19 protein-coding genes and 2 pseudogenes are annotated in these 22,356 nt (G+C 50.6%); 4 read left to right on the forward strand and 17 right to left on the reverse strand.

What is annotated here, in order from left to right:
• The 9 genes and pseudogenes from SHEWANA3_RS01765 to SHEWANA3_RS23100 form a co-directional block, all read right to left on the reverse strand.
• Window positions 1-1,308: an NAD(P)/FAD-dependent oxidoreductase gene (locus SHEWANA3_RS01765; RefSeq protein ID WP_011715562.1), complete on the reverse strand. Its 1,308-nt coding sequence runs from the start codon at window positions 1,306-1,308 to the stop codon at window positions 1-3.
• Complete coding sequence (locus SHEWANA3_RS01770; protein ID WP_011715563.1) at window positions 1,309-3,828, reverse strand: MMPL family transporter; 2,520 nt, start codon at window positions 3,826-3,828, stop codon at window positions 1,309-1,311.
• Window positions 3,829-3,837: 9 nt separating this feature from the next.
• Window positions 3,838-4,680 carry an outer membrane lipoprotein carrier protein LolA gene (locus SHEWANA3_RS01775; protein WP_011715564.1) on the reverse strand — a complete coding sequence of 281 codons (843 nt, stop codon included), beginning with the start codon at window positions 4,678-4,680 and terminating at the stop codon, window positions 3,838-3,840.
• Complete coding sequence (locus tag SHEWANA3_RS01780; protein ID WP_011715565.1) at window positions 4,677-5,111, reverse strand: acyl-CoA thioesterase; 435 nt, start codon at window positions 5,109-5,111, stop codon at window positions 4,677-4,679. Before SHEWANA3_RS01780 ends, SHEWANA3_RS01775 begins: the two co-directional genes overlap by 4 nt.
• Complete coding sequence (locus SHEWANA3_RS01785) at window positions 5,108-6,673, reverse strand: aromatic amino acid ammonia-lyase (protein WP_011715566.1); 1,566 nt, start codon at window positions 6,671-6,673, stop codon at window positions 5,108-5,110. Before SHEWANA3_RS01785 ends, SHEWANA3_RS01780 begins: the two co-directional genes overlap by 4 nt.
• Window positions 6,670-8,478, reverse strand: coding sequence for a glycosyltransferase family 2 protein (locus tag SHEWANA3_RS01790; RefSeq protein ID WP_041412911.1), 1,809 nt, complete (start codon window positions 8,476-8,478; stop codon window positions 6,670-6,672). Before SHEWANA3_RS01790 ends, SHEWANA3_RS01785 begins: the two co-directional genes overlap by 4 nt.
• 20 nt (window positions 8,479-8,498) lie before the next feature.
• On the reverse strand, window positions 8,499-8,873 hold the full coding sequence (locus SHEWANA3_RS01795; RefSeq protein WP_011621152.1) for a thioester dehydrase: 375 nt from the start codon (window positions 8,871-8,873) through the stop codon (window positions 8,499-8,501).
• Window positions 8,866-10,230, reverse strand: coding sequence for an AMP-binding protein (locus tag SHEWANA3_RS01800; RefSeq protein ID WP_011715568.1), 1,365 nt, complete (start codon window positions 10,228-10,230; stop codon window positions 8,866-8,868). The genes SHEWANA3_RS01795 and SHEWANA3_RS01800 overlap by 8 nt, the downstream gene beginning before the upstream one ends.
• Window positions 10,227-10,415 (reverse strand): annotated as a pseudogene (locus SHEWANA3_RS23100) (hypothetical protein); the annotation flags it as partial. The gene SHEWANA3_RS01800 and the pseudogene SHEWANA3_RS23100, both read right to left, overlap by 4 nt.
• Before the next feature lie 43 nt (window positions 10,416-10,458).
• Here SHEWANA3_RS23100 and SHEWANA3_RS23105 point away from each other — a divergent pair.
• Window positions 10,459-11,687, forward strand: a protein-coding gene (locus tag SHEWANA3_RS23105) for an IS3 family transposase (protein ID WP_086017233.1) whose coding sequence is annotated in 2 segments (ribosomal slippage) — window positions 10,459-10,810 and window positions 10,810-11,687 — 1,230 coding nt in all. Because the reading frame shifts where the segments join, the coding sequence is not laid out codon by codon here.
• 33 nt (window positions 11,688-11,720) lie between these two features.
• On the opposite strand, the pseudogene SHEWANA3_RS01815 reads toward SHEWANA3_RS23105, so the two are convergent.
• The 7 genes and pseudogenes from SHEWANA3_RS01815 to recG form a co-directional block, all read right to left on the reverse strand.
• Window positions 11,721-12,077, reverse strand: a pseudogene (locus SHEWANA3_RS01815) (hypothetical protein); the annotation flags it as partial.
• On the reverse strand, window positions 12,077-12,325 hold the full coding sequence (locus SHEWANA3_RS01820) for an acyl carrier protein (RefSeq protein WP_011715573.1): 249 nt from the start codon (window positions 12,323-12,325) through the stop codon (window positions 12,077-12,079). The pseudogene SHEWANA3_RS01815 and the gene SHEWANA3_RS01820, both read right to left, overlap by 1 nt.
• Before the next feature lie 9 nt (window positions 12,326-12,334).
• On the reverse strand, window positions 12,335-12,589 hold the full coding sequence (locus SHEWANA3_RS01825) for a phosphopantetheine-binding protein (RefSeq protein WP_011715574.1): 255 nt from the start codon (window positions 12,587-12,589) through the stop codon (window positions 12,335-12,337).
• Window positions 12,576-13,424, reverse strand: coding sequence for a lysophospholipid acyltransferase family protein (locus tag SHEWANA3_RS01830; RefSeq protein ID WP_011715575.1), 849 nt, complete (start codon window positions 13,422-13,424; stop codon window positions 12,576-12,578). The genes SHEWANA3_RS01825 and SHEWANA3_RS01830 overlap by 14 nt, the downstream gene beginning before the upstream one ends.
• Window positions 13,417-14,151, reverse strand: coding sequence for a beta-ketoacyl synthase chain length factor (locus SHEWANA3_RS01835; RefSeq protein ID WP_011715576.1), 735 nt, complete (start codon window positions 14,149-14,151; stop codon window positions 13,417-13,419). Before SHEWANA3_RS01835 ends, SHEWANA3_RS01830 begins: the two co-directional genes overlap by 8 nt.
• A 384-nt stretch (window positions 14,152-14,535) precedes the next feature.
• Window positions 14,536-15,432, reverse strand: coding sequence for a DUF3014 domain-containing protein (locus SHEWANA3_RS01840; RefSeq protein WP_011715577.1), 897 nt, complete (start codon window positions 15,430-15,432; stop codon window positions 14,536-14,538).
• Between the two features lie 178 nt (window positions 15,433-15,610).
• Window positions 15,611-17,686: an ATP-dependent DNA helicase RecG gene (gene recG / locus SHEWANA3_RS01845; protein WP_041412518.1), complete on the reverse strand. Its 2,076-nt coding sequence runs from the start codon at window positions 17,684-17,686 to the stop codon at window positions 15,611-15,613.
• Between the two features lie 474 nt (window positions 17,687-18,160).
• Here recG and SHEWANA3_RS01850 point away from each other — a divergent pair, with 474 nt between their 5' ends.
• The 3 genes from SHEWANA3_RS01850 (at window position 18,161) to SHEWANA3_RS01860 (ending at window position 21,534) form a co-directional block, all read left to right on the forward strand.
• Window positions 18,161-19,135: an ABC transporter substrate-binding protein gene (locus SHEWANA3_RS01850; RefSeq protein ID WP_166485369.1), complete on the forward strand. Its 975-nt coding sequence runs from the start codon at window positions 18,161-18,163 to the stop codon at window positions 19,133-19,135.
• Between the two features lie 16 nt (window positions 19,136-19,151).
• A complete protein-coding gene (locus tag SHEWANA3_RS01855; RefSeq protein WP_011715580.1) occupies window positions 19,152-20,969 on the forward strand; it encodes a sensor domain-containing diguanylate cyclase in 1,818 nt (605 codons plus the stop codon).
• A 151-nt stretch (window positions 20,970-21,120) separates the two neighbouring features.
• Window positions 21,121-21,534, forward strand: coding sequence for a YkgJ family cysteine cluster protein (locus SHEWANA3_RS01860; RefSeq protein WP_011715581.1), 414 nt, complete (start codon window positions 21,121-21,123; stop codon window positions 21,532-21,534).
• Here SHEWANA3_RS01860 and SHEWANA3_RS01865 read toward each other — a convergent pair.
• Complete coding sequence (locus SHEWANA3_RS01865) at window positions 21,497-22,336, reverse strand: transporter substrate-binding domain-containing protein (protein ID WP_011715582.1); 840 nt, start codon at window positions 22,334-22,336, stop codon at window positions 21,497-21,499. The two genes, SHEWANA3_RS01860 and SHEWANA3_RS01865, sit on opposite strands and share 38 nt — an antisense overlap.
• Window positions 22,337-22,356: the final 20 nt, after the last annotated feature.

The following is a 22,356-nucleotide window of genomic DNA, read 5'->3' on the forward strand; positions in this document are numbered from 1 at the left end:
TTACACCTCGGCTAATTCGCTAACGGCAGGTTCGGCGGTGAGTTCGGCTTCTTGCCGACATAGCTCGACCACCATATTGAGGCGTCGCTCGGAGTCTTTTACAAAGGGATTTTGCACATCCCAAGCATAGCCCGCCAAAATCGAGCAGATCATCTGTTTGATTTTAGGATTCGGATTTTCGTAAAAAATCACATCTTGGAAGCGACCATCGTACCAAGCCTGCACATAAGTGCGGAAGGTGTTCACCCCTTGCATTAACGGCGCAGAGTACTCGGCGGGCCAATCTACCGTGTTGCCATTAAGCTGTTTTAGCACGCATTTCGCCGCCATGGATGCCGACTGCATGGCAATGGTCACGCCCGATGAGAATACTGGATCGAGAAACTCGCCCGCGTTGCCTAGCAGGGCAAATTTGTCGGTGGCGAGGCGCGATACGTTGGCGGAATAGCCCTTGAGTGTCGCACAGGGCTGTGCGACCTTGGCATTGGCCAGTAATGCTTTCAGGCCGGGTTCTTCTTTGACTATGGTCAGTAGCTGCTGCTCTAAATCGCCTTCGAGACGCGCGAGTAATTGAGGCTCAGCCACGACGCCGAGTGAGCAGCGGCCGTTGCTGAAGGGAATTAACCAGTACCAAATATCCTGATGCTGTGGGTGTACGCTAATTAAAATCTTGTTCCGGTCGAAGTCGGGATCGCTGATGTTATCTTCAACATGGGTGAAGATAGCGCTACGGGTCGGCAGTGAAGACGGCGTTTCGAGGTCGAGTAGGCGTGGTAATACTCGGCCAAAACCACTGGCATCGAGCACATATTTCGCCTCAACTTGGTACAGCTCGCCCTGCTCGTTACGCACAGTTAAACGTGGTGCGGCAGTTAAATCTATCGCCTCAACGGTTTCTCCATAACGGATCTCCACCCCAAAGCTTGCTGCGGTATCGGCAAGCAATTTGTCGAAGTTTGCCCGTTGCACTTGGAAGGTTGTGCCCGGTCCAGGGGTAAATTTGTCGGTAAAATCGAAGGTGGTATATACGCCATCGCGGCGGAAGGCGGCACCATTTTTATATTGGAATCCTGCTGCATTCAGCGCCTCTAACATGCCTGCTTCTTCAATAAATTGCATGCAGCAGGGTAGCAGACTCTCGCCGATAGAAAAGCGTGGAAAGTGTTGTTTTTCTAGCACTAATACGCGTTTGCCTTGCTTATGCAACAGACTAGCGGCAATCGAGCCCGAGGGGCCTGCGCCAATAATGGCCACATCGACGGAAAGGGAGTGAGACTGTGTGGAGCTTGCAGCGGTAGATGTGGACATTTAAATAACATTCCTTGTAGGTATCGAGACCTTGTTGGTGGTTAAAACCTGACTGGTGGTCAAAATCAATGGCGAAAGTACAAAGGTAAACCCTATGCCGAGGGATAGGGTCAATCCAAAATAATGAATAGCTTGGGTTTGGCTAAAGGCGAGTAAGCCAAAGGCCAATAGGGTCGAGCAGGCGGACATAAACACCGCCATCATCACTGCCTTGCCATGTTGCGCTGCAGAGGCAAAGAACAAACTGTAATCTATCCCAATCCCGAAGACTAAAATCAGCGCCAGCGCATGAAACAAGCTTAAGGGCGAGCCGGCTAAGCCTAAAATGGCCAAGGTGAGTAAGGCCGCCAGCGCGGGTACGGCGACCACTAGGGCGGCTCTTTTAACGCCAAAACTCAGGCTAAATAGCAAGAGGGCGATAACGAGCGCCAGCCCCAATAACTTGAGCGTAAGCAGGCGATAATGCCCCATCACAGTGGAGATATCCGCGACTTTATCAATAAGCTGCACCAGCGGATCCTCGACAAAGCGTGCCTTGAGGGCCGCAATATCTTCAATACCGCCGAGCAGCACTATGGTGCCGTGGCTATCGTTCCCTAGGTTGGCATTATCGGGGCTGGTTGCTGACTCTGTTGAGTGCCCAAGCGGCGCGAATCCCTGTGGTGCAAGCCAGAGTGGGGCTAGCTGTTTGCCTAGGCCCAGTTCGAAAAAATCCGTCGGGGTGATATAGCTATCCTTGGCGGCAAGGTAGGTGGCAGAAAGCTCAGGTGCTAGGCCGTCATCTAGGCCAATGCTGTTTAGCACTGTGGTTAATTGCGACTGGTAAATCTTGCTCTGTAATTGATACGCCGCATCCTGCTTTTGCTTGCTCGGCAGATAACGGCTGAGGCTGATATAGTTGCCCAGCTCTTGCTGTTTAATGGCGGCATCGAGCTGCGGACTGAGGGCTTCGAGCCGTTGCAGTAAGGCTTCTTCGCTGGGGGCGCGCACCAATAAAAACTGGTTATCTGTGCCGCCACTGAGTAATTTTCTGAGTTTGTCTTCAGGCTCAGTCACACTCGCAGGGCTTTGCTGTAAATGGCGAATATCATCGTCGACGTTAAGCTTGCTGATCCCCAATAGGCAGACTCCCGCGAGCACTAAGGCAAACAGACTCAATCCCCATGGCGAGATCAGTTTATTGGAGAATCCGGTGAGTTTCGCAAGATAGGCCTGAGCAAGGTTTAGCGGACGCTCTCCCGAAGGTAACTTGCTGCCCGCCAATAATGGATAGGCGAGCACTAACGTCAGGTAGGCGCCGAGTAAACCCGAGGCGCAGAAAATCGCTACTTGCTGCATGCCAGGAAACGGCGCTAAACCGATACCGACATAGGCTAAGGCACTGGTGATAAAGGCCAGTGACACTGTGGGGAAGATATAGGCCACGGTCGCCTGCGCGCTACGCTGATGATCGCTTAACCGCTCACAGTAAAAATGGAAGCTGTAGTCGATGGCAATCCCAATCAGGCTGGTGCCAAAGACGAGAGTGAGTAAATGTAGCTCCCCGAACACGCTTAAGGTAAAAGTCACCGCCAGCAGCAGGCCGCTGCCGATTGTCACCATCGCCAGCAAGAGTGGCATCACGGAGCGAAACGCTAGCCAAACCAATAACACTACGCCAAGCAAAGAGGCGAGACCGAGGACAGAGATTTCACTCTTCGCGGTATTGGTAGCCTCGATGGCATGGAACAGCGCGCCCGCCTGTAACACTTTAATGCTGGGGTATTGCGCGCTGACGGCATTCAGTGCCTGAGTCAGTGCCGCTTGCTGGCGTAATTGCGCATTAGGGTTAAAGGCGCTTTCGGTGCCCTTTGCCATCACAATGGCGGCCACGCCTTCACTGCTATTAACACCTTGTTTGGTATCAACACTTTGTGGATGAGCAAGTAAAATCCCTTGGTTGGCGCTCAGCTTCGAACTAGGCGCAAGGGCGAGCAAATTGTCGGGGAACAACAGCAAAGGATCTTGGGTCAAGAGTTGGCTATTGGCATAACTAAAGGCGTTGTAGAGCTGCTGAGTGGCTGAGGCAATTAAGTGCTCGAGGCCATTATGGCTTAAGGCTTCGGTTTGCTCAGGTGTGAGCAGTTTAAAGCGATAGGGCAAATAAAATTGCCCTAGGGCTTCACCCATTTGCAGATCGGCGCTGCGAATATCGGTAAAGGCGGTGTTTTGAGTCTTAAGCTGCTCCATCAGGAGTGTGGCCGCCGCAATCGCCTGAGGTTCATCCTTGGCAATCAGGGCGAGATACACTTGATCGGCGAGTGTCGATTCCACTTGTTCGAGGGCGCGCGCCGTGAGTGCGTCCTGCTGAAGATGGGGCAACATGGCGAGAATATCGCTTTGTACCTTTGCCCCATTTTGCCACAGTTGCAGCGTCCACAGGCTCGCCGCCAGCATCAAACACAACCAAATAGCGAAGCGCCATTTAGTTGAGGTTTGCATCAGGCTGTGGCCAATACGCGTGGCAATCTTGGGCGCCATGTTTCTGCCTTACTCTCTTGGACCAGTGTCTTTAGGCGTTGTCTGGCTGATGGCATATTGGGCTAACTCAGCCTCACTCAGTGGACCTTGGCGCAGCTCGCTAAAATCGATACGGGTGATATCCTGCGGACTCACACTCGGATTGGCGCTGAGTAGCACTAAGGCGTGTAGCATATCGCTGCCTTCGAGCACCATATGGGCGATGGCCTTCTTCATCAGCGGATCTTTAGGGGTTAATCCCAACTGCCAGTTTGCGCTGCCTGAACTTGAGGCTTTTTGTGGCGACTTGTCTTGCGCCAACGGTTCTTGGGCTAAAAAGTGCAGTTCGAAGTTTGCACTTAAACCCGAAATATCGCCGCCCAGCATGGCATTTACTAGACTCGGTAATAAATCCCCCATGGCCGCCGCGCTTGCCGCATTATCGGCTTGGCTGATTTGCACTCGCCCTTGGCTATCTTTTTGGATCAGTTGCTTATCCTTTAAGATCAGCAAAGATTCGAAGGGGCTAAGTTGTTGCCAGATAAGCCCTTGTGCCTTGTCGAACACAAACTGGCCTTGGCTCACTAGGGGCTTTTTCAGCACTTTAAGCTGGCGTGATTGCACAAAGTGGCCGCGAACCGTCTCGCCAAGATTGAGCTTTTGGCTGAGGGCGAGTAATGCGGCGTTATCTGCGCCTTGGGCAAATAGCGTTTGGTACTGGCTTGCCCCTGTGAGGTTTGAACCAGCTAGGTTGGTATCGGCGAGGCTCTGCGCCTGTACCGAGCCAAGCAGCAGTGTGCAGCTTAATAGTAGACTTTGGCAGAACCATTGCGCCCACTTAGCTCGTGGCCAATTTGTAAAGAGGGCAATCATTCGCTATCCGCCTTTGCAAGCAGCGGGGCGATTTTGCTGCGGAATATCTCTGGCGTCACAAAGCACATTTCTTGGCTCGTCATATCCACCGCCGCCTGAATGGTATAACCCTTAGTAATACGCTCACCGGTTGCCGTATCACGGATTTGATAATTGATTTTTAGGCGATTTTCCCACTCGACTAACTCGGCGCGCACGGTAATGTGTTGCTCGAAGGTGCTGGCTTTAACGTATTTGATCTGCAAATCAATAATCGGCCAAGCGTAGTTCGAGGCCTGCATTTGGCGATAGTTGTAGTCTAACTCGTCGAGCAATTTGCAGCGGGCAATCTCGAAATAACGCAGGTAATTACCATGCCAAGTGATCCCCATCGAATCCACATCGTGGAAGGGGATCTGCATGTCCATTTCTATGCTGAGCAAGGCTTTCATCGGCACACTTCCCATTCGCCCGCTTGGATTTTCGCTACGGTTTGGCGCAGTACGGCTTCGAGCGGTCTGTCTTCGACTAATGGCTCAAAATCGGCGCGCACTTGGGCGAGCGTGGTGGCCAGCGATGGCGTCAGCGAAGCTTCGTCTAACTCGTTCTGTGTGATGCGCAGACCAATGCCTTGGGTCATGGCGAGCAGGGCAGCAGCGGCGACTTGTTCTGTCAGCTGCAACACGCGCATACAGTCACGGGCGGCGATAGTACCCATGCTGACTTTATCTTGGTTATGGCATTCGGTTGAGCGAGAGAACACGCTCGCAGGCATAGTGTGTTTGAGCGCCTCTGCGGTCCATGCCGAAACCCCGATCTGTACCGCCTTAAAGCCATGGTTGATGGCACGGCGCGCGCCAGTAGAACCCGAAAGGTTAGCGGGTAAACCGTTGTTAAACTTAGGATCCATCACTAGTGCCATTTGGCGGTCGATAAGATCGGCGATGTTGGCCACAGTGTTTTTTAAGGAATCCATCGCAAAGGCAATGTGTCCACCGTAAAAATGGCCGCCGTGGAGAATATGCTCGCCTTCACCATCGACTATGGGGTTGTCGTTGGCGCTGTTGACTTCGGTTTCGATAAATTGGCGCATAAAGGGCAGTGCATCCTGCAATACGCCAATGATGTGCGGCGCGCAGCGGATGGAATATCTGTCCTGCAATCTGTCGGAATTGCGCGGGTGAACATGGTGGTTCAAATCTTCCCTAATCCAGGTCGCGATTTGGTTTTGTCCCGGATGGGGTTTGGCGGCAAACAGAATATCGTCGAAATGGTTCGAGTTACCTTTGAGGGTTAACGATGCCATGGCGGTAATGCGGCTGGCTAAACGCGCTAAATATTGTGCGCGATCAAAGGCTAAACAGGCTAATGCCGTCATCACTGCCGTGCCATTCATCAGGGCTAAACCTTCCTTGGGGCGCAGCACATGGGGCGTGATGTTCAGCTCACGGTAAACCTCTTGGGTGGCTCTGCGCTCGCCGTTATAAATCACTTCGCGCTCGCCAACTAGCGCGGCGGCCAAGTAAGACAGTGGCGTTAAGTCACCGCTGGCACCGACCGAACCTTCCTCTGGGATCACCGGCACTATATTGAGATTAAGCAAGGTTTCGATGCGTTTTAATAACTCATAGGTTACGCCGGATTTACCGATGGCGAGTGAGTTTAAACGGCAAGCCATCACGGCGCGCGCCTGCATCACGCTCAAGACTTCGCCGAGGCCACAGCCATGGAAGCGGGATAAGTGCAGTGGCAGCTCATGGACTAAGTCGAGACTCACGTTGACAGTGCAAGAGTCGCCATAGCCGGTGGTGACGCCGTAGACCACACCTTCTTCGTGTAGCAGGCTGTCGATAAAGCGGGCGCCCTTTTGGATATAAGCTTGGTAATCGGCATCATCACAGAGTTTGACTTTAGCACCCTTAGCAACGGCGACGACTTGCTCTAATGTGAGTAACTGACGGCCAAATTCGATTGGCTGCTCAGTGGTTGTCGTGTGAGTAACTGCGTGGCTCATAAATGCTCTGTCCTGTCTGTAGTGCGCTCCAGCTCCGGGAGTGCTGCTGTCGTTTGTGGGGCGGATGTCGCGCGGTTAACCTTGCTATCGTCCCGCCAAAAATCAAAAAAGTTAAACCATTGCAAGGGCTCACGCCTTGCATAGTGTTCGAGGCGCTCGCTGTAGTTATGCACCGCCTGTTGTAGTCGTTCCATTCGCCCTGCACGCGGGCCCTTGAGGCTGTTGCTAAAGTGCTCCAAATGCACGCGATATCGCCCTTGTTCGCGCAGGCAAAACATCAGATACACAGGGCAATCCAAGAGGCCGGCTAGAATAAATGGCCCCTGCGGGAAGGCTGCCTCTTCACCCATAAATGGCGCATATACCACGCGTCCTTGGGAGTGGGATGAGGTTCTATCGCCAGCAATTACTACTAGCTCACCGTCTTCAATCTTTTGCTGTAGCAGCATAGAGGTGGCGGGATTAAGCTCGGTTACTTGGATCAAATTCAGCGTGCTATCGGGGTTTAATTGCTTGAGGACATTATTAAAGTTTTCGGCATGGCTGGTTAACACCATGACATTCACTTTGACCTTGCGCTGGTGGATTGAAATCGCGCGGCACAGTTCGAGATTACCCAAGTGGGAGACCAGCAGCACGGCACCTTTGCCACTTTCTAGCTGATCGGCTAGCACCTGGCGGTCGGGAAAATCCACTTGGCTTAATTGAATACGGTCGCACCAGGCATCGATTCTATCGAGCGCCGCATTACCAAAGGCGAGAAAGTGGTTCAGGCTATCGCGCCAGCCAATGGGGCGATTCAATTGCGGATGTTGCGGCTCGAGGCGTTGCACGCGGCGCAGAAAATCCAACGAGGCCTCGCGGCTGACTTTGCCCGTCAGGAAGAAATAGCAAATTACCGGATACATAATGGCGCGGCACAACCAATGGCCGCCGAATCGGTAGCTTTCGACTAACAGTTTTATGCCCCAATAACTACCGCGCTCCTTCATCCCTGACCAATGGGTTGATGCTTTATCGGGCTGGAGCGATTGCGCTTTCTGTTTACGGCGCAGCAGTTGTGGCAGGCGCTTTAACATGCCAAAAAATAACCGGGTGTGCAGCTTAGTGATGCGCACATTGTCGGCCACACCTTGGAAGTGGCTGACGCCGTTTTCGGGATAAATGACCTTAGTGGGGTGAAACAGAATTTCCACCCCTTGCCAGTAGAGTTTGACTAGGATTTCGATATCAAAATCCATCCGCTCTGTGAGGGCGTGCTGGCTTAAGAGACGCTCGGTGGCGGCTAAGGGATACACCCTAAATCCGCACATAGAATCTTGAATATCAAAGCTTAAGGTTTCGACCCATACCCAAAAGTGGGTGAGGTAACGCCCATAAAGTCGCCCCTTGGGGACGGACTCGTCGTACTCTGGCTTGCCCGAGATCAGCGCATCCGGCTTGGCCTGAGCCTTGGTGAGCATGGCGGGGATATCGCTCAAATTATGCTGGCCATCGGCATCGATCTGTAGCGCATGGGTAAAGCCATCGCGATACGCACGGCGAAGCCCCGTCATCACAGCCGCACCCTTACCACGGTTGTAGGGGTGTTGCAGCAGGGTCACCCAGTCGTGTTGCTCCGCCAAGGATTGCAGCAGATAGCGGGTCTCATCGTTGCTGCCATCGTCTATCAAATAGCAGGGCAGATTGAGGGCGGATAGCTCGGCCAAGGTCTGGGCGATCGCGGCGCTATGATTATAATTGGGGATCACCAGTGCCAGCTTGATTGGTGCCGTGCCCATTAAATCACTCGGCGGGACTAGCATTGTGTCGCTCATACCGTCGCTCACAGGGACGCTCCATCATCTTGCTGGCTAGCAAAGCTGATACGCCCTGAGGCATAGCGGTGGTCGCCATCGCTGTAGGCAAAGGTTAACTTCTCTTTGGCGGCATTATGGCTAATGGCTAAGGTGACTTCCTGCCCCGGCAGAATAAGCTGTTGAAACTTTAGCACTTCTAAATTAGCGACCGCAGCGTTGTACCCAAAATGCTCGCAACCTAAGCGCACGGCCCAATCGAGTTGGGTTACGCCGGGGAGCACGGCTTGCTCGGGAAAATGGCCGTTAAAATATTCGAGATCGGCGGCGACAAAGAGGCGCAGTTCAATACTTTCTGGGCCGATCTCTGATGCCAGGATCGGCGGTAAACTCGACTTAATCATGGTCAAATAACTCAACTAGCTGGGCGACGACGCGCTTGCCCTGAGTGTTTAACGGTAAGGTTTCGGGGTAACGCCAGCGGCGCGGTAAGGTCACGCGCTCGAACTGAGTCAGTAGATGCGCTTTTAACGCGTTGTTGATACTGAGTTTTCCCTGCTCTTGGTGCACGCTTCGGCCCAATGGCGACAGGGTGATCACCGCCCCTAACTGGGATTTAAACTGGGGCAATACGACCAAGGCGGCCTGCTCGACATAGGCGTGGCTACAGAGCAAGGTCTCCATTTGCGCCAACGAAAGACGTTTTTCTTCAATCTTAACGATGCGATCGAGTCGTCCCTTGAGCCTGAATTGGCCATTGGCCGTCGGCTCGATTTTATCTTCACAACGTAACCACTGATCGTCGGCCAAATAGGGTGACTTCAGCAGCAGGGCGCCATCGTCAGCGTCTTGGTCTATGGTAATCTGTTCAAACACTTGCCAAGGTTCGTCGGCCTCGTGTTGGCGACGATAGGCGATACCGCCGGTTTCGGTGCTGCCGAAAATCTCGATAGGTAAATGGCCATAGCACTGTGCAACCCCTTGGGCTGCGGTGAAACTTAACGGCCCGCCGGAGCTAAAGACTAAGCTGGGTGAGCGAAGTTGGCGTTCGTGTTCTAGCGCCTTAGGCAAACGGGATAATTGCGCTGGGCTACTGATGAGGCACAGGTTTGGTAACAAGGCAGTGTAGTAGCTTAAGGTCTCTGGGTATTCGATCTGCTCGCTTAAAAAAGGGCGACTGGCGGCTAAGGGCCAGAGGATCTTAAACAACAAGCCGTAGATATGCTGATGGGAAACGGTCGATACCACACTGCAATGGGGCAAATGCTCGGCAAAGGTGTGCTCGAGCACTGTCACTTCGGCATCGAGCTGCCTTAAGCTCTTGCGAATCGCTTTGGGCTCGCCACTGCTGCCCGAGGTAAAGAGCAGCAGTTCACCAAAGCTGTCACTCTCTGGCCAAGGTTTGGTGGGCAGGCTCAGCTCTTTATTCAGCAGGATAAAGACGTGACTCTCGCACAGCGGCTTGTCTGACAATATGCCTTCAAACTGATGGGTCAGCTCACTCAGGGTTCCGGTTTGGGTGTTGGGCGGCAGAATAATTTCCTTGCCCGCCAACAGTGCGGCACACAGGCCCACGGCAAACAGATCGCTGGTATCACTCGCCAGTAACCATTTTTGTTCAGGCGCTTGGCGCAGCTGCTCGTAGAAATGCGCAACCTGATTGGTAAACAGGGCACCTGTGACTATGTCATGGTGATTAAAGCTGATCAGTTGTTGGGCGAATGGCCCTTGGGTTAACCAGTTTTTGAGTAGTTGTGTCATGTCTTCTTCAACCAAAAGCTGCGATATAACCATTCCCCACCGAGGAGCAGTCCCATGAGTACGTATGCAATCAAACCGTTATACAAGGTCCAAGTTGCTAGGCTGGTAAACGCGGCGGTATAGGCCGCCACAGTGCCGTTTAGGATAAATAAGCCACACCAAAGTAGGGTGACTTTTTTAAGATAACTGTCCCGTCCTGAAATACGTTGACATAAAGAGGATTTCTTTATGACAACATTAATTAACTCAAGCCGTAAGCGCACACAACGAGATTACACCTTAGCCTTTAAATTAGGCGTTGTAGAGCGTGTTGAAAAAGGCGAAATGACGTACAAACAAGCCCAAACCCATTTTGGTATTCAAGGCCGTTCAACGGTTCTCGTTTGGCTTAGAAAACATGGTAGACTCGATTGGTCGAAACCTTTTCAACATCCCCTTATGCCTAAATCAAAAGAAACCCCTGCCGAAACGATCAAGCGCCTTGAACGTGAGTTAGCAGAAGAGAAACTGCGTAACCAAATCCTCAATGGCATGGTTGATATCATGGACAATGAATATGGAGCTGGCCTCAGAAAAAAGTACTTATCCGGTACGTCTGGCAAGCAAAAGGCAACGGAGAAATAAACCTCGCTGCCGCATGTCGTGCTGCGGGTATGTCGAGGCAAGGTATTTATCAGGCAGTTGCTCGAATGGAAAGTCGTAGAGCTGAGCTATCGGTTATCAAAGACTGGGTCCAGTACTGGCGTAAATATATGCCAAGGTTAGGGGCCCGTAAGCTCTACACGTTGATAAAATCCAAGTTGGTTGAGCACAATATTAAACTCGGGCGAGATGGGTTCTTTACCTATTTGAGAAGTGAAGGTTTACTGGTTAAACCGAAGAAAAGCTACACAAAAACCACGTTCAGCAAACACTGGATGAAGAAGCATCCTAATCTGCTGAAAGAGGAGGGACTGCACGATGCAGGGCATGTACTGGTCAGCGATATCACCTATCTTGAGTCAGACCAAGGTGTGCACTACCTGTCACTGGTCACCGATGCCAGTTCTCGTAAAATAGTCGGTCATCACGTGAGTAAAGACATGAAAGCCGAGAGTGTGGTGAAAGCGTTAAAAATGGCCATCAAAGATAAGCGCTATATCGGCAACGCGGTGCATCACTCAGACAGAGGCTTACAGTACTGCTCAGCCGTTTATCAGAATGCGCTTCAGGCGAGCCAAATCCAGCCGTCAATGACGGATGGTTATGATTGCTACCAAAATGCATTAGCAGAAAGAGTAAATGGCATACTGAAGCAGGAGTTTTTACTGCACCGATGTAGGACATTTGCGGAGCTGAAGATACTTGTTAGAGAATCGATAGCAATATACAACAATATGAGACCGCATCTGAGTTTGAATATGGACTCCCCTAATCAGGTGCACAATAGAAAAGGCCAGCTACTGGAGCTGGCCTAAAAACTGTCAACCTATCTTAGGACGAGACAAACCTATGGCTTCATCCGGCAATTCGGGCTCTTTGAGCCGTGCGAGCCGTTCAATCATGCTCGGGCCTTGGTATAGCGAGTAGCTAAACAGGGCTAACATGGTGAGGTTTATCACCACGGGGTAATACAAGAGCCAGTCGCTGCGTTTGGCGACAAAACTGCCCGCGGTGAGCCCAATCCCCACAAGCAAAGGCAAAACTAAGGTTTTAACCTTTTGCTTTTGCAGCATTAAACGCACTACCAACAAGAGGCATAGCACTAGGGCTATGGTGCCTGCTGGCAGATAATTCAGTCCTAAATACACGGCGACTGGATAAGCAATCAGCGCGAGTGCGGTTAGTACTTGTAGCAGAACACGCATTAGTCTTTAACTAAGCCTTCAATGGCATTAACCACATCGTTGACTGTGCGGACAGATTTAAACTCGTCGGGCTGAATTTTCTTGCCCGTGAGTTGCTGCAGCTTAATCACTAAGTCGACGGCATCTATGCTGTCCAGATCTAACTCTTGGTAGAGATTCGCCTCTGTCGTAATCGCATCGGCATCGATTTCAAACTCATCCACCAAAATCGTGGTCAACATAGCGAGGATTTGTTCGCGGTTTTGCATCTTCCTCTCCTATGGACGTTGTGATTCGATGAAGGTAGCTAGGCTGGCCACACTGTAAAAATGCGCCTTAGTGCTATCCGAGTTGGCTTCGATTTTCACATCAAATTTTTTCTTGATGGCTAAACCCAGCTCGAGCGCGTCGATCGAGTCGAGTCCGAGTCCTTCACCAAAGAGCGGTGCATCTGTGTCGATATCATCAATACTGACGTCTTCTAAGTCGAGGCAGTCGATGATCAACTGTTTAATTTCGTTATGTAAAGTCATAATTATTTTCGAGTTGTTGTTGATAGTATTGTTCAAGGTCTCGGGTTAATTGCCGAGCCATTTTCGCATGCTCACCCAATGGAGCTTGGTAGCCTTGGTGAGAAATTGTGTTGCCGATTTCGACGGCCATTCCCATGGTTTGCCTTGGGATCTCATACCAAGGTTGTTCCTTTGTCAAACCACGCACATTGGTGCGCAAAACCACAGGTAAAATATCGGCTTGGGTGCGAATCGCAATATTGGCGGCACCGCGGGCAAACTCGTTAATGCTTGCACCAAATACAGTGCGCGTGCCTTCGGGAAAGATAATCAGATTCGTGCCGCGGGCGAGCACTTCGCGACAATCTTCGAGCATCAGCTCGGCGCCGCGATTGGGAATGTATCCCGCGCAGGAGACGACGCCACGTAAGAAGGGATTGCGCCATAGGCCCTGTTTAACGATACAGCCCGCATTGGGCATCAAGCTGATTAAAACTACCACATCGACCAGACTCGGGTGATTGGCAATCACTATCACGCCCTTGGCATTTTGCAGCAGCTCGGCATTATGGGTGCTGACTCGGATAACTCCCGCCCAAGTCAACATGGCCACAAAGCCTTTAAACATAGTGTGCACGGCTTTTTGCACGCGGATAATCCTCGCCTCGGGCGTGCCCGGCCAAAAACGCAGCAGAGGCAAGATGGTTAACGAGCTTAACAGTCCACCGAGACCAAAGGCGATGTAGCAACTGACGCCGCCGAGCCAACGGGGAATATAGTTGATTCCCGCGCGGCGTTTTTCAGGCAGCGTATAAGCGACATTAAATTCGGCATTGTGTGGTACTGGATTAGGCATGCGTTAGGCTCCAGTGCCAGTGCGACAAGCAGCCGTCAATATCCTGTGAGGTCGCCAGCGCGTGGATCAATTTGCCGTAGGACAGCGGCGTGGCCTGCTGTTGCTGCTCCGTTGTCAGTTGGCTGAGGGTGAGGGTAACGGTCGCACTCTCATCCGCGGGTGCTAGGGTCAATCCTAGGGCTAAGGGCAACTCAAACTCTTGAGTAAATTCATCATAGACTGGCGGGACGGGATCATCGCCAAACACCAACAATAGTGGTTCAGGTGATTGGTGCAGTTGGGCGAACGCTTCTACCATGGCTTGGGAAAGGGTTTCTGTGCCCGCGGCAATCGAGGTCGAAGGGGCGGTGTTATTGGTCAAAATACCAAAAATACCGCTGCCAGTGTTATGCACCGACTGACTAAAACCTAAGGGGGAAAGCGGTTGTTTTTCAATAATATCTTCGAGCAGTCCAATGGTGCGGTGCAGCTCGCCGTGGCGAGACGCAAATATCGAGCGACAGTTAGGCGCAGCCTCACATTGGAAGCAGACATCCAGCATCATCTTGGTTAAACGGCTAAAACGTCTGCGCTGCATGGCGGGGACTTGGGGAAGTGTAGGGGAAATCCCCTCGAGGTCATCTTTGCTTGTGTCAGCCGAGTGCTTGCACCAAGTTTGCCAGTCATCACGCTGTGGATACTTTGGCGCCCATGCGCCCCAAGAAAGGATGCTGAATCTGAGTTGCACTACTTTGCCTCGACACTATTTAAAGCTGTCTTAGTTATCCCTAACTAAGCGAAAAATATTAATGAATTGATAGGCCTATAGCTTGTCTACGCGTTGGATAAATCGCGCCAATTCCCCGGTGAATGTGCGGCTTATTCTACACTAAGTCCTTAGTTTTAATGAAGCCATTTGCATCATGATGGTTAACAAAATGCAATCAAGATTCGATTTATCACTGTTAGGCAACATAAGTTGCAGTAGAACCGTTGGGGGAAGAGCACTATAAACTGTCTTACTGAACCAGAGTTGAACGGCTAGCAAGCTGGGTTTATACGCTGAAATGAAGCTGAAAGTGTGGATGTAAAAAAAGGCGCACTAGGCGCCTTTTTTGACAGGTTTGGAGCATTACTGGGCGAGTTGGTTTTCCAATTTACGCAGCGCCGCTTTCACTTTACGGGTGTTTTCTGGCCCCATGCGGATCATCAGTTTTTGCGCGCTCGGTAAGGCTTCTAGATTAGGATCCACAAAGCGGTAGTTCACGCTGATTGAGCTCAGCTCAATAGGCTCTTCGATGATAGGAGCTGCGAGCATGATCTTAATGGCTTGCAGCATTCTGTCATTGAACTTGGCATTGCTGTAACCCAATTCGGCAAAGGCCTCGTCAAACAGCGGCGTGAGCTGTTTGTAGGTGTGCATTAAGGTTTGCTCATCCATGCTGGCAATCACAGTCGCGTAGGCGTCATATCTGTGGTAACTCTCTGGATTTAAATACACTTTGCTCGTTATTTCAGACACAGTGAACAGCTTTTCTGGGCCTTTGACTGGGCTGACTTTGCGGGCGAGATCGCCTTGGGCCAAGTTGTCCACGAACACCACAAACTGACGGGCCAAATCTTGGTTCACTAAGGAGGAGCCGACCACGTTGTTATTGATGATCGCCAGCGCTTTTTGATGCACAAAGGCATCGCTCTCAGGCAGGCTGGGGACGACTTCTTCTGGAATCGCAGGCTCGGTTGGCGTGACCGTGGTTTCGGTTTCCGTCGTGGTCGCCGCTGGGGTTTCATTTTCCACCGGCGCGGTTTCAGGCTCAGTGCCTGTTTCGAGCGTCATTGGTTCAGATGAAGGCGGCTCAGGCAGCACTATCGGCGCATTGGGGATGAGCTTGGGTGAGTCATCTTTGGTGTAGTAATAATAACCTCCCGCAGAGAGCAGCACGACGAGCACAATCGCAATCAAAGCAAAGCGATTACTGCTTGAGGAGGTTTCTTGAGGTGTAATTCTATCATCTTGATTAACTTGCATTTTACATCCTTCGCTTAAGTGTCAAGGTAACGGGGTGAATACATGCAGCTAACATTTAAAGTGCAAGTGCCAACGAGTTGTCGGTGGCAGGTTCATTGTGCAAGTTTCCACGCGCTTGTCCATAGCGGTGAGCTGAACAGGTTGAATTTATTTTACCTTGAAGGGGTTAGCTTAAGGTTTAGGCCTGAACGTATTGTTGCCTGTGTCCAAGCCAACGATGAATAATGGCATCGACCGACTCTGGCGCCTGTGACATCACATGGCTCGCCAGTTTTTGGATATGTGGGATAAGCGCCTGATCGCGGACAAGGTCGGCAATTTTCAGCTCGGCCAGTCCCGTTTGCTTAGTGCCCAGTACTTCGCCCGGCCCACGGATCTCTAAGTCTTTCTGTGCAATCACAAAACCATCATTACTTTGCCTGAGCACATTTAACCGCTGGCTCGCGGTTTGGCTCAATGGCGCCTTGTAGAGTAACACACAATGGCTTGCCACGGCACCGCGCCCTACACGACCCCGCAGCTGGTGTAACTGTGCAAGGCCCAGTCGCTCTGGGTTTTCGATAATCATTAAGCTGGAGTTGGGGACGTCAACGCCGACTTCAATCACTGTGGTTGCCACCAAGAGATGTATGCTTCCCGCCTTGAAGTCTGCCATAATTTTTTGTTTTTCGGCGCTTTTCATCCGGCCGTGAACTAAGCCTATGCTCAGTTCCGGTAGCGCTTGGCGCAACTCTTCGGCGGTATCTTCCGCCGCTTGGCACTCGAGGACTTCGGATTCTTCAATCAAGGTACATACCCAATAGGCTTGGCGTTTATCCGTGACTACGCTGTTGCGGACGCGCTCGAGCACTTCATTGCGACGCGAATCGGGAATGGCGACTGTGGTCACGGGCGTGCGGCCGGGCGGCAACTCATCGATAATCGAGGTGTCCAAATCGGCGTAGGCCGTCATGGCCAAGGTGCGCGGAATGGGGGTCGCCGTCATAATCAACTGGTGGGGATGAAAGCCTTGGTTAATGCCTTTTTCCCTGAGCCCCATCCGTTGGTGAACCCCGAACCTGTGCTGCTCATCGATAATGATTAAAGCCAACTTATTGAAGGTTACCTGCTGCTGGAAGATGGCATGGGTGCCTATCACTATTTGCGCCGCGCCCGATTCAATATCTTCTAAAGATTGTGCCCGTGCCTTGCCTTTAAGCTTGCCCGCAAGCCATCCCACTTTTAACCCGAGGGGTTCAAACCACGCGGCAAAGTTAGTCGCATGCTGCTCGGCGAGTAATTCGGTGGGCGCCATCATGGCCACTTGGTAGCCATTTTCGATGGCTTGCAATGCGGCGAGGGCGGCGACCAAGGTTTTACCCGAGCCCACATCGCCTTGAACTAAGCGCATCATAGGGTGCGGCTGCGCTAAATCTTTACCTATCTCGGCGACGACCCTTTGCTGTGCGCCCGTCGGTTTGAAGGGCAATGAGGCGAGAAAGGGATTCAAAAGCTGGCCGCTGGCGTGCATGGTGACGGCAGCGTCGAGATTGCTGCGCTGCCTGAGGCGGAGCATGCTGAGGTTATGGGCGAGCAGTTCTTCCTGCACCAGTCGTTGCTGCGCCGGGTGCTGGCCGAGCTCTAAGTCAAATTGCGATATCCCGGCGTGGGGGCGATGCAGGGTTTGCAACGCTTGTTTCAAGCTCATGCTATTGGGCTGCAAATTGGCGGGTAATAACTCGGTCAAACCGCCGTCTTCTAATAATTCGAGGGCTTGCTCGGTAAGCTTAATCCAGCTCGCCTGCTTGAGCCCTTCCGTGGTGGGATATATTGGCGTGAGGGTATCACTTAAATGAATATCTTCACCGGGATAGACAATTTTGTACTCGGGATGGACGATTTCGGCCTGATGATTGCCCCGGCGAATTTCGCCATAGGCGCGGATCATTAAGCCATTTTGCATCGCATTACGTTGCGCCATCGAAAAGTTAAAGAAGCGTAGACTCATGCTGCCAGTATTATCGCGCACATTGCACACCAGCATGCGTTTGCGGCCTTGAATGATTTGCGTCGACTGGATTTCGGCTTCAATGGTGCCGTAATTACCCGGCATTAAGGCGGCAATAGGATAAATTTGAGTGCGGTCTTCGTAGCGCAGGGGTAAGTGAAACAGCAGATCTTGTACTGTTGTGATGCCGAGCTTGGCGAGTTTTTCCGCCACCCTTTTGGCGACGCCTTTGAGGTCGGTGATCGGAACAAGATCCAATTGCTGCAAGTCGTTAGCGCTCAATCACTGTGAATTTATACATATACTAACAGAGTATAAGCGTAAGGCAATCTTGGGCTGAGTTGCTCGGTGGGTGCGGTTATAGGAGGGTTTAGCGACGAATTGAGGATTTATTTCAGTCTTATGGGCTAAATTGCCCTTGGAGCATATTTCTCCTTATCTTATTCATATTAAAATAAATTTATTCATATTAAAATAAATGTGTTCGAATCCTAGAATTAAACGATAGAGAAAATCATCATTCGTTATTAATAACGTACACTTTGTAAGTTTTTGTGGTTTAATCGAATGATTGATTGCCTGTATCGGGCATAAATTTTTATGCGGTAACACGGTTGTGAATCGATAATAAGAAAGTGACCTCTGGTGACGGATCACATGTGGGGAAACATGGTCGAGGAGTACTCGCCTTTGCGTCTATGGTGCTTAACCTGTTTATTTATTGGCATATTGTTTTCTGCTATGCCAGCATGGGCCAAACTCGATGTGGCGTTTTTCAATCCCGGTGCCGAGGCCGATAGCTTTTGGGGTGATGTCGACAAATTAATGTGGGTGGCCTCAGCAAAACTCGACATTAATTTGCAAATTATCCATTCAGATCGCAATCATTTTAAAATGATTAGCCAGTTAGACTCTTTATTAAAATCGCAACAATCCCTTCCTAATCAGGTTATTTTGGTTAATGAGAAGCAGTCAGCATTAAAAATGTTGCAGATGCTTTATCACCATCCCATTTATGTGCAGCTTATATTGAATGATATTTCCGTGGCCGAACGGGAAATGCTATTGCAAGATCCCCACTGGCAGACCTATTTATTGCCCGCCATTATGCCCGATAACTATGCTATCGGAGCCGAGACCGCTAAAGCTTTGTTAACGGGGTTAGACGTTAAAAAAGCTAAGGTTTTATTGATCTCGGGCGATAAGTCCACGCCCGCATCTGTTCTGCGGACTCAGGGCGCCAACGATTATTTCTTTATGCAACCCAATGTGACAGTCACACAAACGGTTTATGGCCAATGGAGTGAGGATATTGCCTATGGGCAAGCATTGACGCTGCTGACCCGTTATCCCGATTTAAAGCTGATTTGGACCGCAAGTGACAGAATGGCGATGGGGGTAATTAAAGCATTGAAGGAAAAAGGGCTCAACCCTGGGCGAGACGTGTTGGTGAGCTCTGTAAATACGTCCGCCGAGATTTTACGACTCCGTCAGGAGCAACAACTCAGTGTACTCGGTGGTGGGCATTTTTTAGCGGGCGCATTGGGGTTAGTGCAACTGCAACATTATCAGGCGACAGGGCAATATTATCCCTACGATAAGGTCCAGTTATTCAGCGTGCTTGAGCCAAGCTCAGACTTTTCTCGCATGTTAGTGGCAAGGGATTGGTCGGCAATTTTCCAATCCCAAATCTTGGATAAGTTGCCACCGCAATAATAACGAATAGGTATCCATGAAGCATCGTAATCATTCCATCAGCCACAGGATGACGCTCACTATTATTGGGGTGAGCTCGTTTTTTGCCGTCCTGACTATGTTGGTGCAGTTGGTATGGAACTATCAGGAGAGCATAGATAAGGCCACGGCAGATATTCGTGAGTATTCCGAGTCTATCTTGCCTAGCATTGCTAAGTCGCTCTGGGATGTCGACCATAGCCTGTTATCCGATCTGTTGTCGGGTTTAGGGATGATGCCCATGGTCTCGAGTGTCAATCTCGAAAGTGTCGATGGTGTGACTATGCAGTTAGGTAAGTCCTTAGGTGCGCAGGAGGACAACCAAACTTCGTTTCATTATCCGATTATGTATCAAGAGCAGCGGATTGGCTCACTCACCGTTGGTCTGGACACCAATAAGCTGTATTACGAATTATGGCAGCAGTTGATTATCATCGTCCTCGGCAATGGCCTTAAAACCCTGCTGATGATTTACCTGATCCTCACTATGGTGCGTTTATTGGTGACCAACCGATTGTCGGCACTGGAGCGGTTTGCCAATCAAATCAATTTGAATTCATTACCCAAACTGAAAGTGCCCATCAGTGTAGTGACTAGCCAAGATGAAATTGGCCATGTAGCGCAATCGCTACAGGCCATGTATCAGCGCATTCGCAATGACTTAGCCATTAACAAACGTCAGGGGCGCGAATTACAACAGCAGCAGAATCAGTTGGCGCGTTTAGTCGACGAACGAACTCAAGAGCTTAATTGGCAATCCCAGGCGAATCAGTTATTAGCCGAGATGTCATTGCAGTTTTTAACCACAGATACCTCGCAACTGGATGAATGCCTCGCCGATGCCTGCCATCGCATTGGACTGTTATTCGATGTTGAACGGGTCAGTATTATTGAGTTTACCCAGCGCTACGCCAATTATCGTAGCTTTTGGAGCTGCGAGTCGCAGGCAAATCAGATCCAAGATATCTCAGTCGATAGTGTTGCCGTGCTGGCACAAAAGTTTGTGTCGGAGTCGACGTTAGTCATCGAATCGATTGATTTTTTAGAGCGTGAGTCTCCTACGGAATACCAAGCGCTGCGCTCGGTTGGGATTTGTTCTATCGCCGCATTTGCGATTAAAAATGCCAATGAATTACTCGGTTTACTCTCTCTTTCCATGGTGAGCCGTCCATTAAATTGGAATCCACAAAAGAAGGTGATGCTGACTCAATTTGCGGCGGCTCTGAACGAATTATTACTGCGTGAGGAAAAAGAGCGACAGATGCTCAGCCTGCAACAGGCTTTAGTGTCGGTGAATGCTCAACTACGTGTGATGGCCGAAACCGATGAGTTGACTGGTTTAAGCAATCGTCGCCCTTTTACTCATACTTTGGAAACCTTGCTCCAACAAGCTAAACCCGTGGGGTTGCTGATGTTGGATGTCGATTACTTTAAGAGTTACAACGACACTTACGGTCACCTCGAAGGCGATGCGGCGCTTAGATTGGTTGCGCAGGCGCTCAAACAGTGTGATGTCTTGCCGCAGGATAGTTTGCTGGCTCGAATCGGTGGCGAAGAGTTTGCGATTATTCTTGAGCAGATAACGCCTATCCAATTGGAGGCCATAGCCAACCAACTCTGCTATCGAGTCGCCGCCTTGGATATTCCCCATCGTAGCTCTCCCAAGGGCAAAATTACCCTCAGCATTGGTGGCGTGTATCTCCCCTTAGATACAAGCGTTCGCGGTTTTACCCTCTCTGAGGTGCTGCGCCGGGCCGATATTTGTTTGTACCGCGCCAAAGAGCAAGGACGCAATACTGTGGTCATCGAATCGTAAACTGCCTCGAGACTTTGCCTCAAGACTTGCTAAGTTACTGTTGATTAAGGCTCGCCTCAACGTGTTTGCAACCTAGCCGTGGCGGCAGATTTATTTCTGCTTTGGGGCTGCTATAATTGCCGCCCTTTATTTTCCATCTGTAGGTTCTGGCGTGTCGAAACGGGGCAAAAATACGGCTAATGCGGTGGCGATTTTCAATATCGATGATTTGTCGACTTGGCAAAAATACCGTAAAGGCTTGTGCGACACTTGCCACGCTACCTGCTGTACGCTGCCTGTTGAAGTGACGGTCAGCGACCTAGTGCGCATGACGTTAGTCGATGAGTTTGAAGCCGAGGGCGATCTCAAAGCCATCGCCAAACGTCTGCAAAAAGCGCGTATTATCGACAACTTTAACCATAAAACCGCGATATTTACTCTGGCCCGTATGGCCAACGATGACTGCTTGTATTTAGACAGTAAAACCCGCCGCTGCACCATTTATCATCAACGTCCAGAGACGTGCCGTAACCATCCACAAATTGGCCCTAAGGCGAATTACTGCCCTTATCGCCCCCGTGAGTAAGCTTTTGAATATGGTATTGGTAGAGGGTTTCGAGTTGGTGGTTATCACGCATCGCCTTGACCTGCCGATTAAACTCACGAGCAATCAAGTCTTTATGAGCCGAACGCTTAGAGATAAGCATATAAAAGGGCTCCTGTTGAGTATTCGGCGACGGTTGTGAGGTGAGTGTCTTCGGCAGTTCGCCAGCCTGCGCTAAGGCGAGTGTGCCTGCCAAAATCTCCTTACGGGCGATAAAGAATTTACACCTGTGTTTCAGCAGCATTTCCGGTAGATGATGTAGAGAATTTATCTCGCTAATTGGCGTGTCGTGATGCCAGCCAAAGTTGTCGTAATTGAAGCCTTTAATGCCGCAAACCGTGCCAAAATCAGCCAACTGATTGATATCATTTATATGAAATTGCGGGTCTAGTTCTGCTTTCAAATAAAAATAACTGGGGGTGAGGTAATAATAAGCAATAGATGGGATATAATCAGTCGCCCTTTGTCGGTTGAGCGATGCGCTCATTGCGGCATCTATGCTGCCATTTTGAACGTCCTTCAAACAGCGTAACCAAGGCAAAGCCTGCACTTCATAATCAATTCCAATGGGTTTAAAGGTGCGTTCTAGCAGGTCGATATCGTAGCCGCTAAGCGTGGAAGTCTTAATGCCATCTTGCCGAATAAAATAATTAAACGGTGGATATTCAGTCTCTTCGACACAAAAGCGTAACCTTAATGGGGAAAGCTCGTCTGCGCCATGGGCAGCAGGCGAGAGCAGAATCACGCATAACAAGGCGATTAGCGGATATAATAAACGCATCATACTTTTTAAGCGCAGTGGCG

Source organism: Shewanella sp. ANA-3, assembly GCF_000203935.1.
Lineage (GTDB): Bacteria > Pseudomonadota > Gammaproteobacteria > Enterobacterales > Shewanellaceae > Shewanella.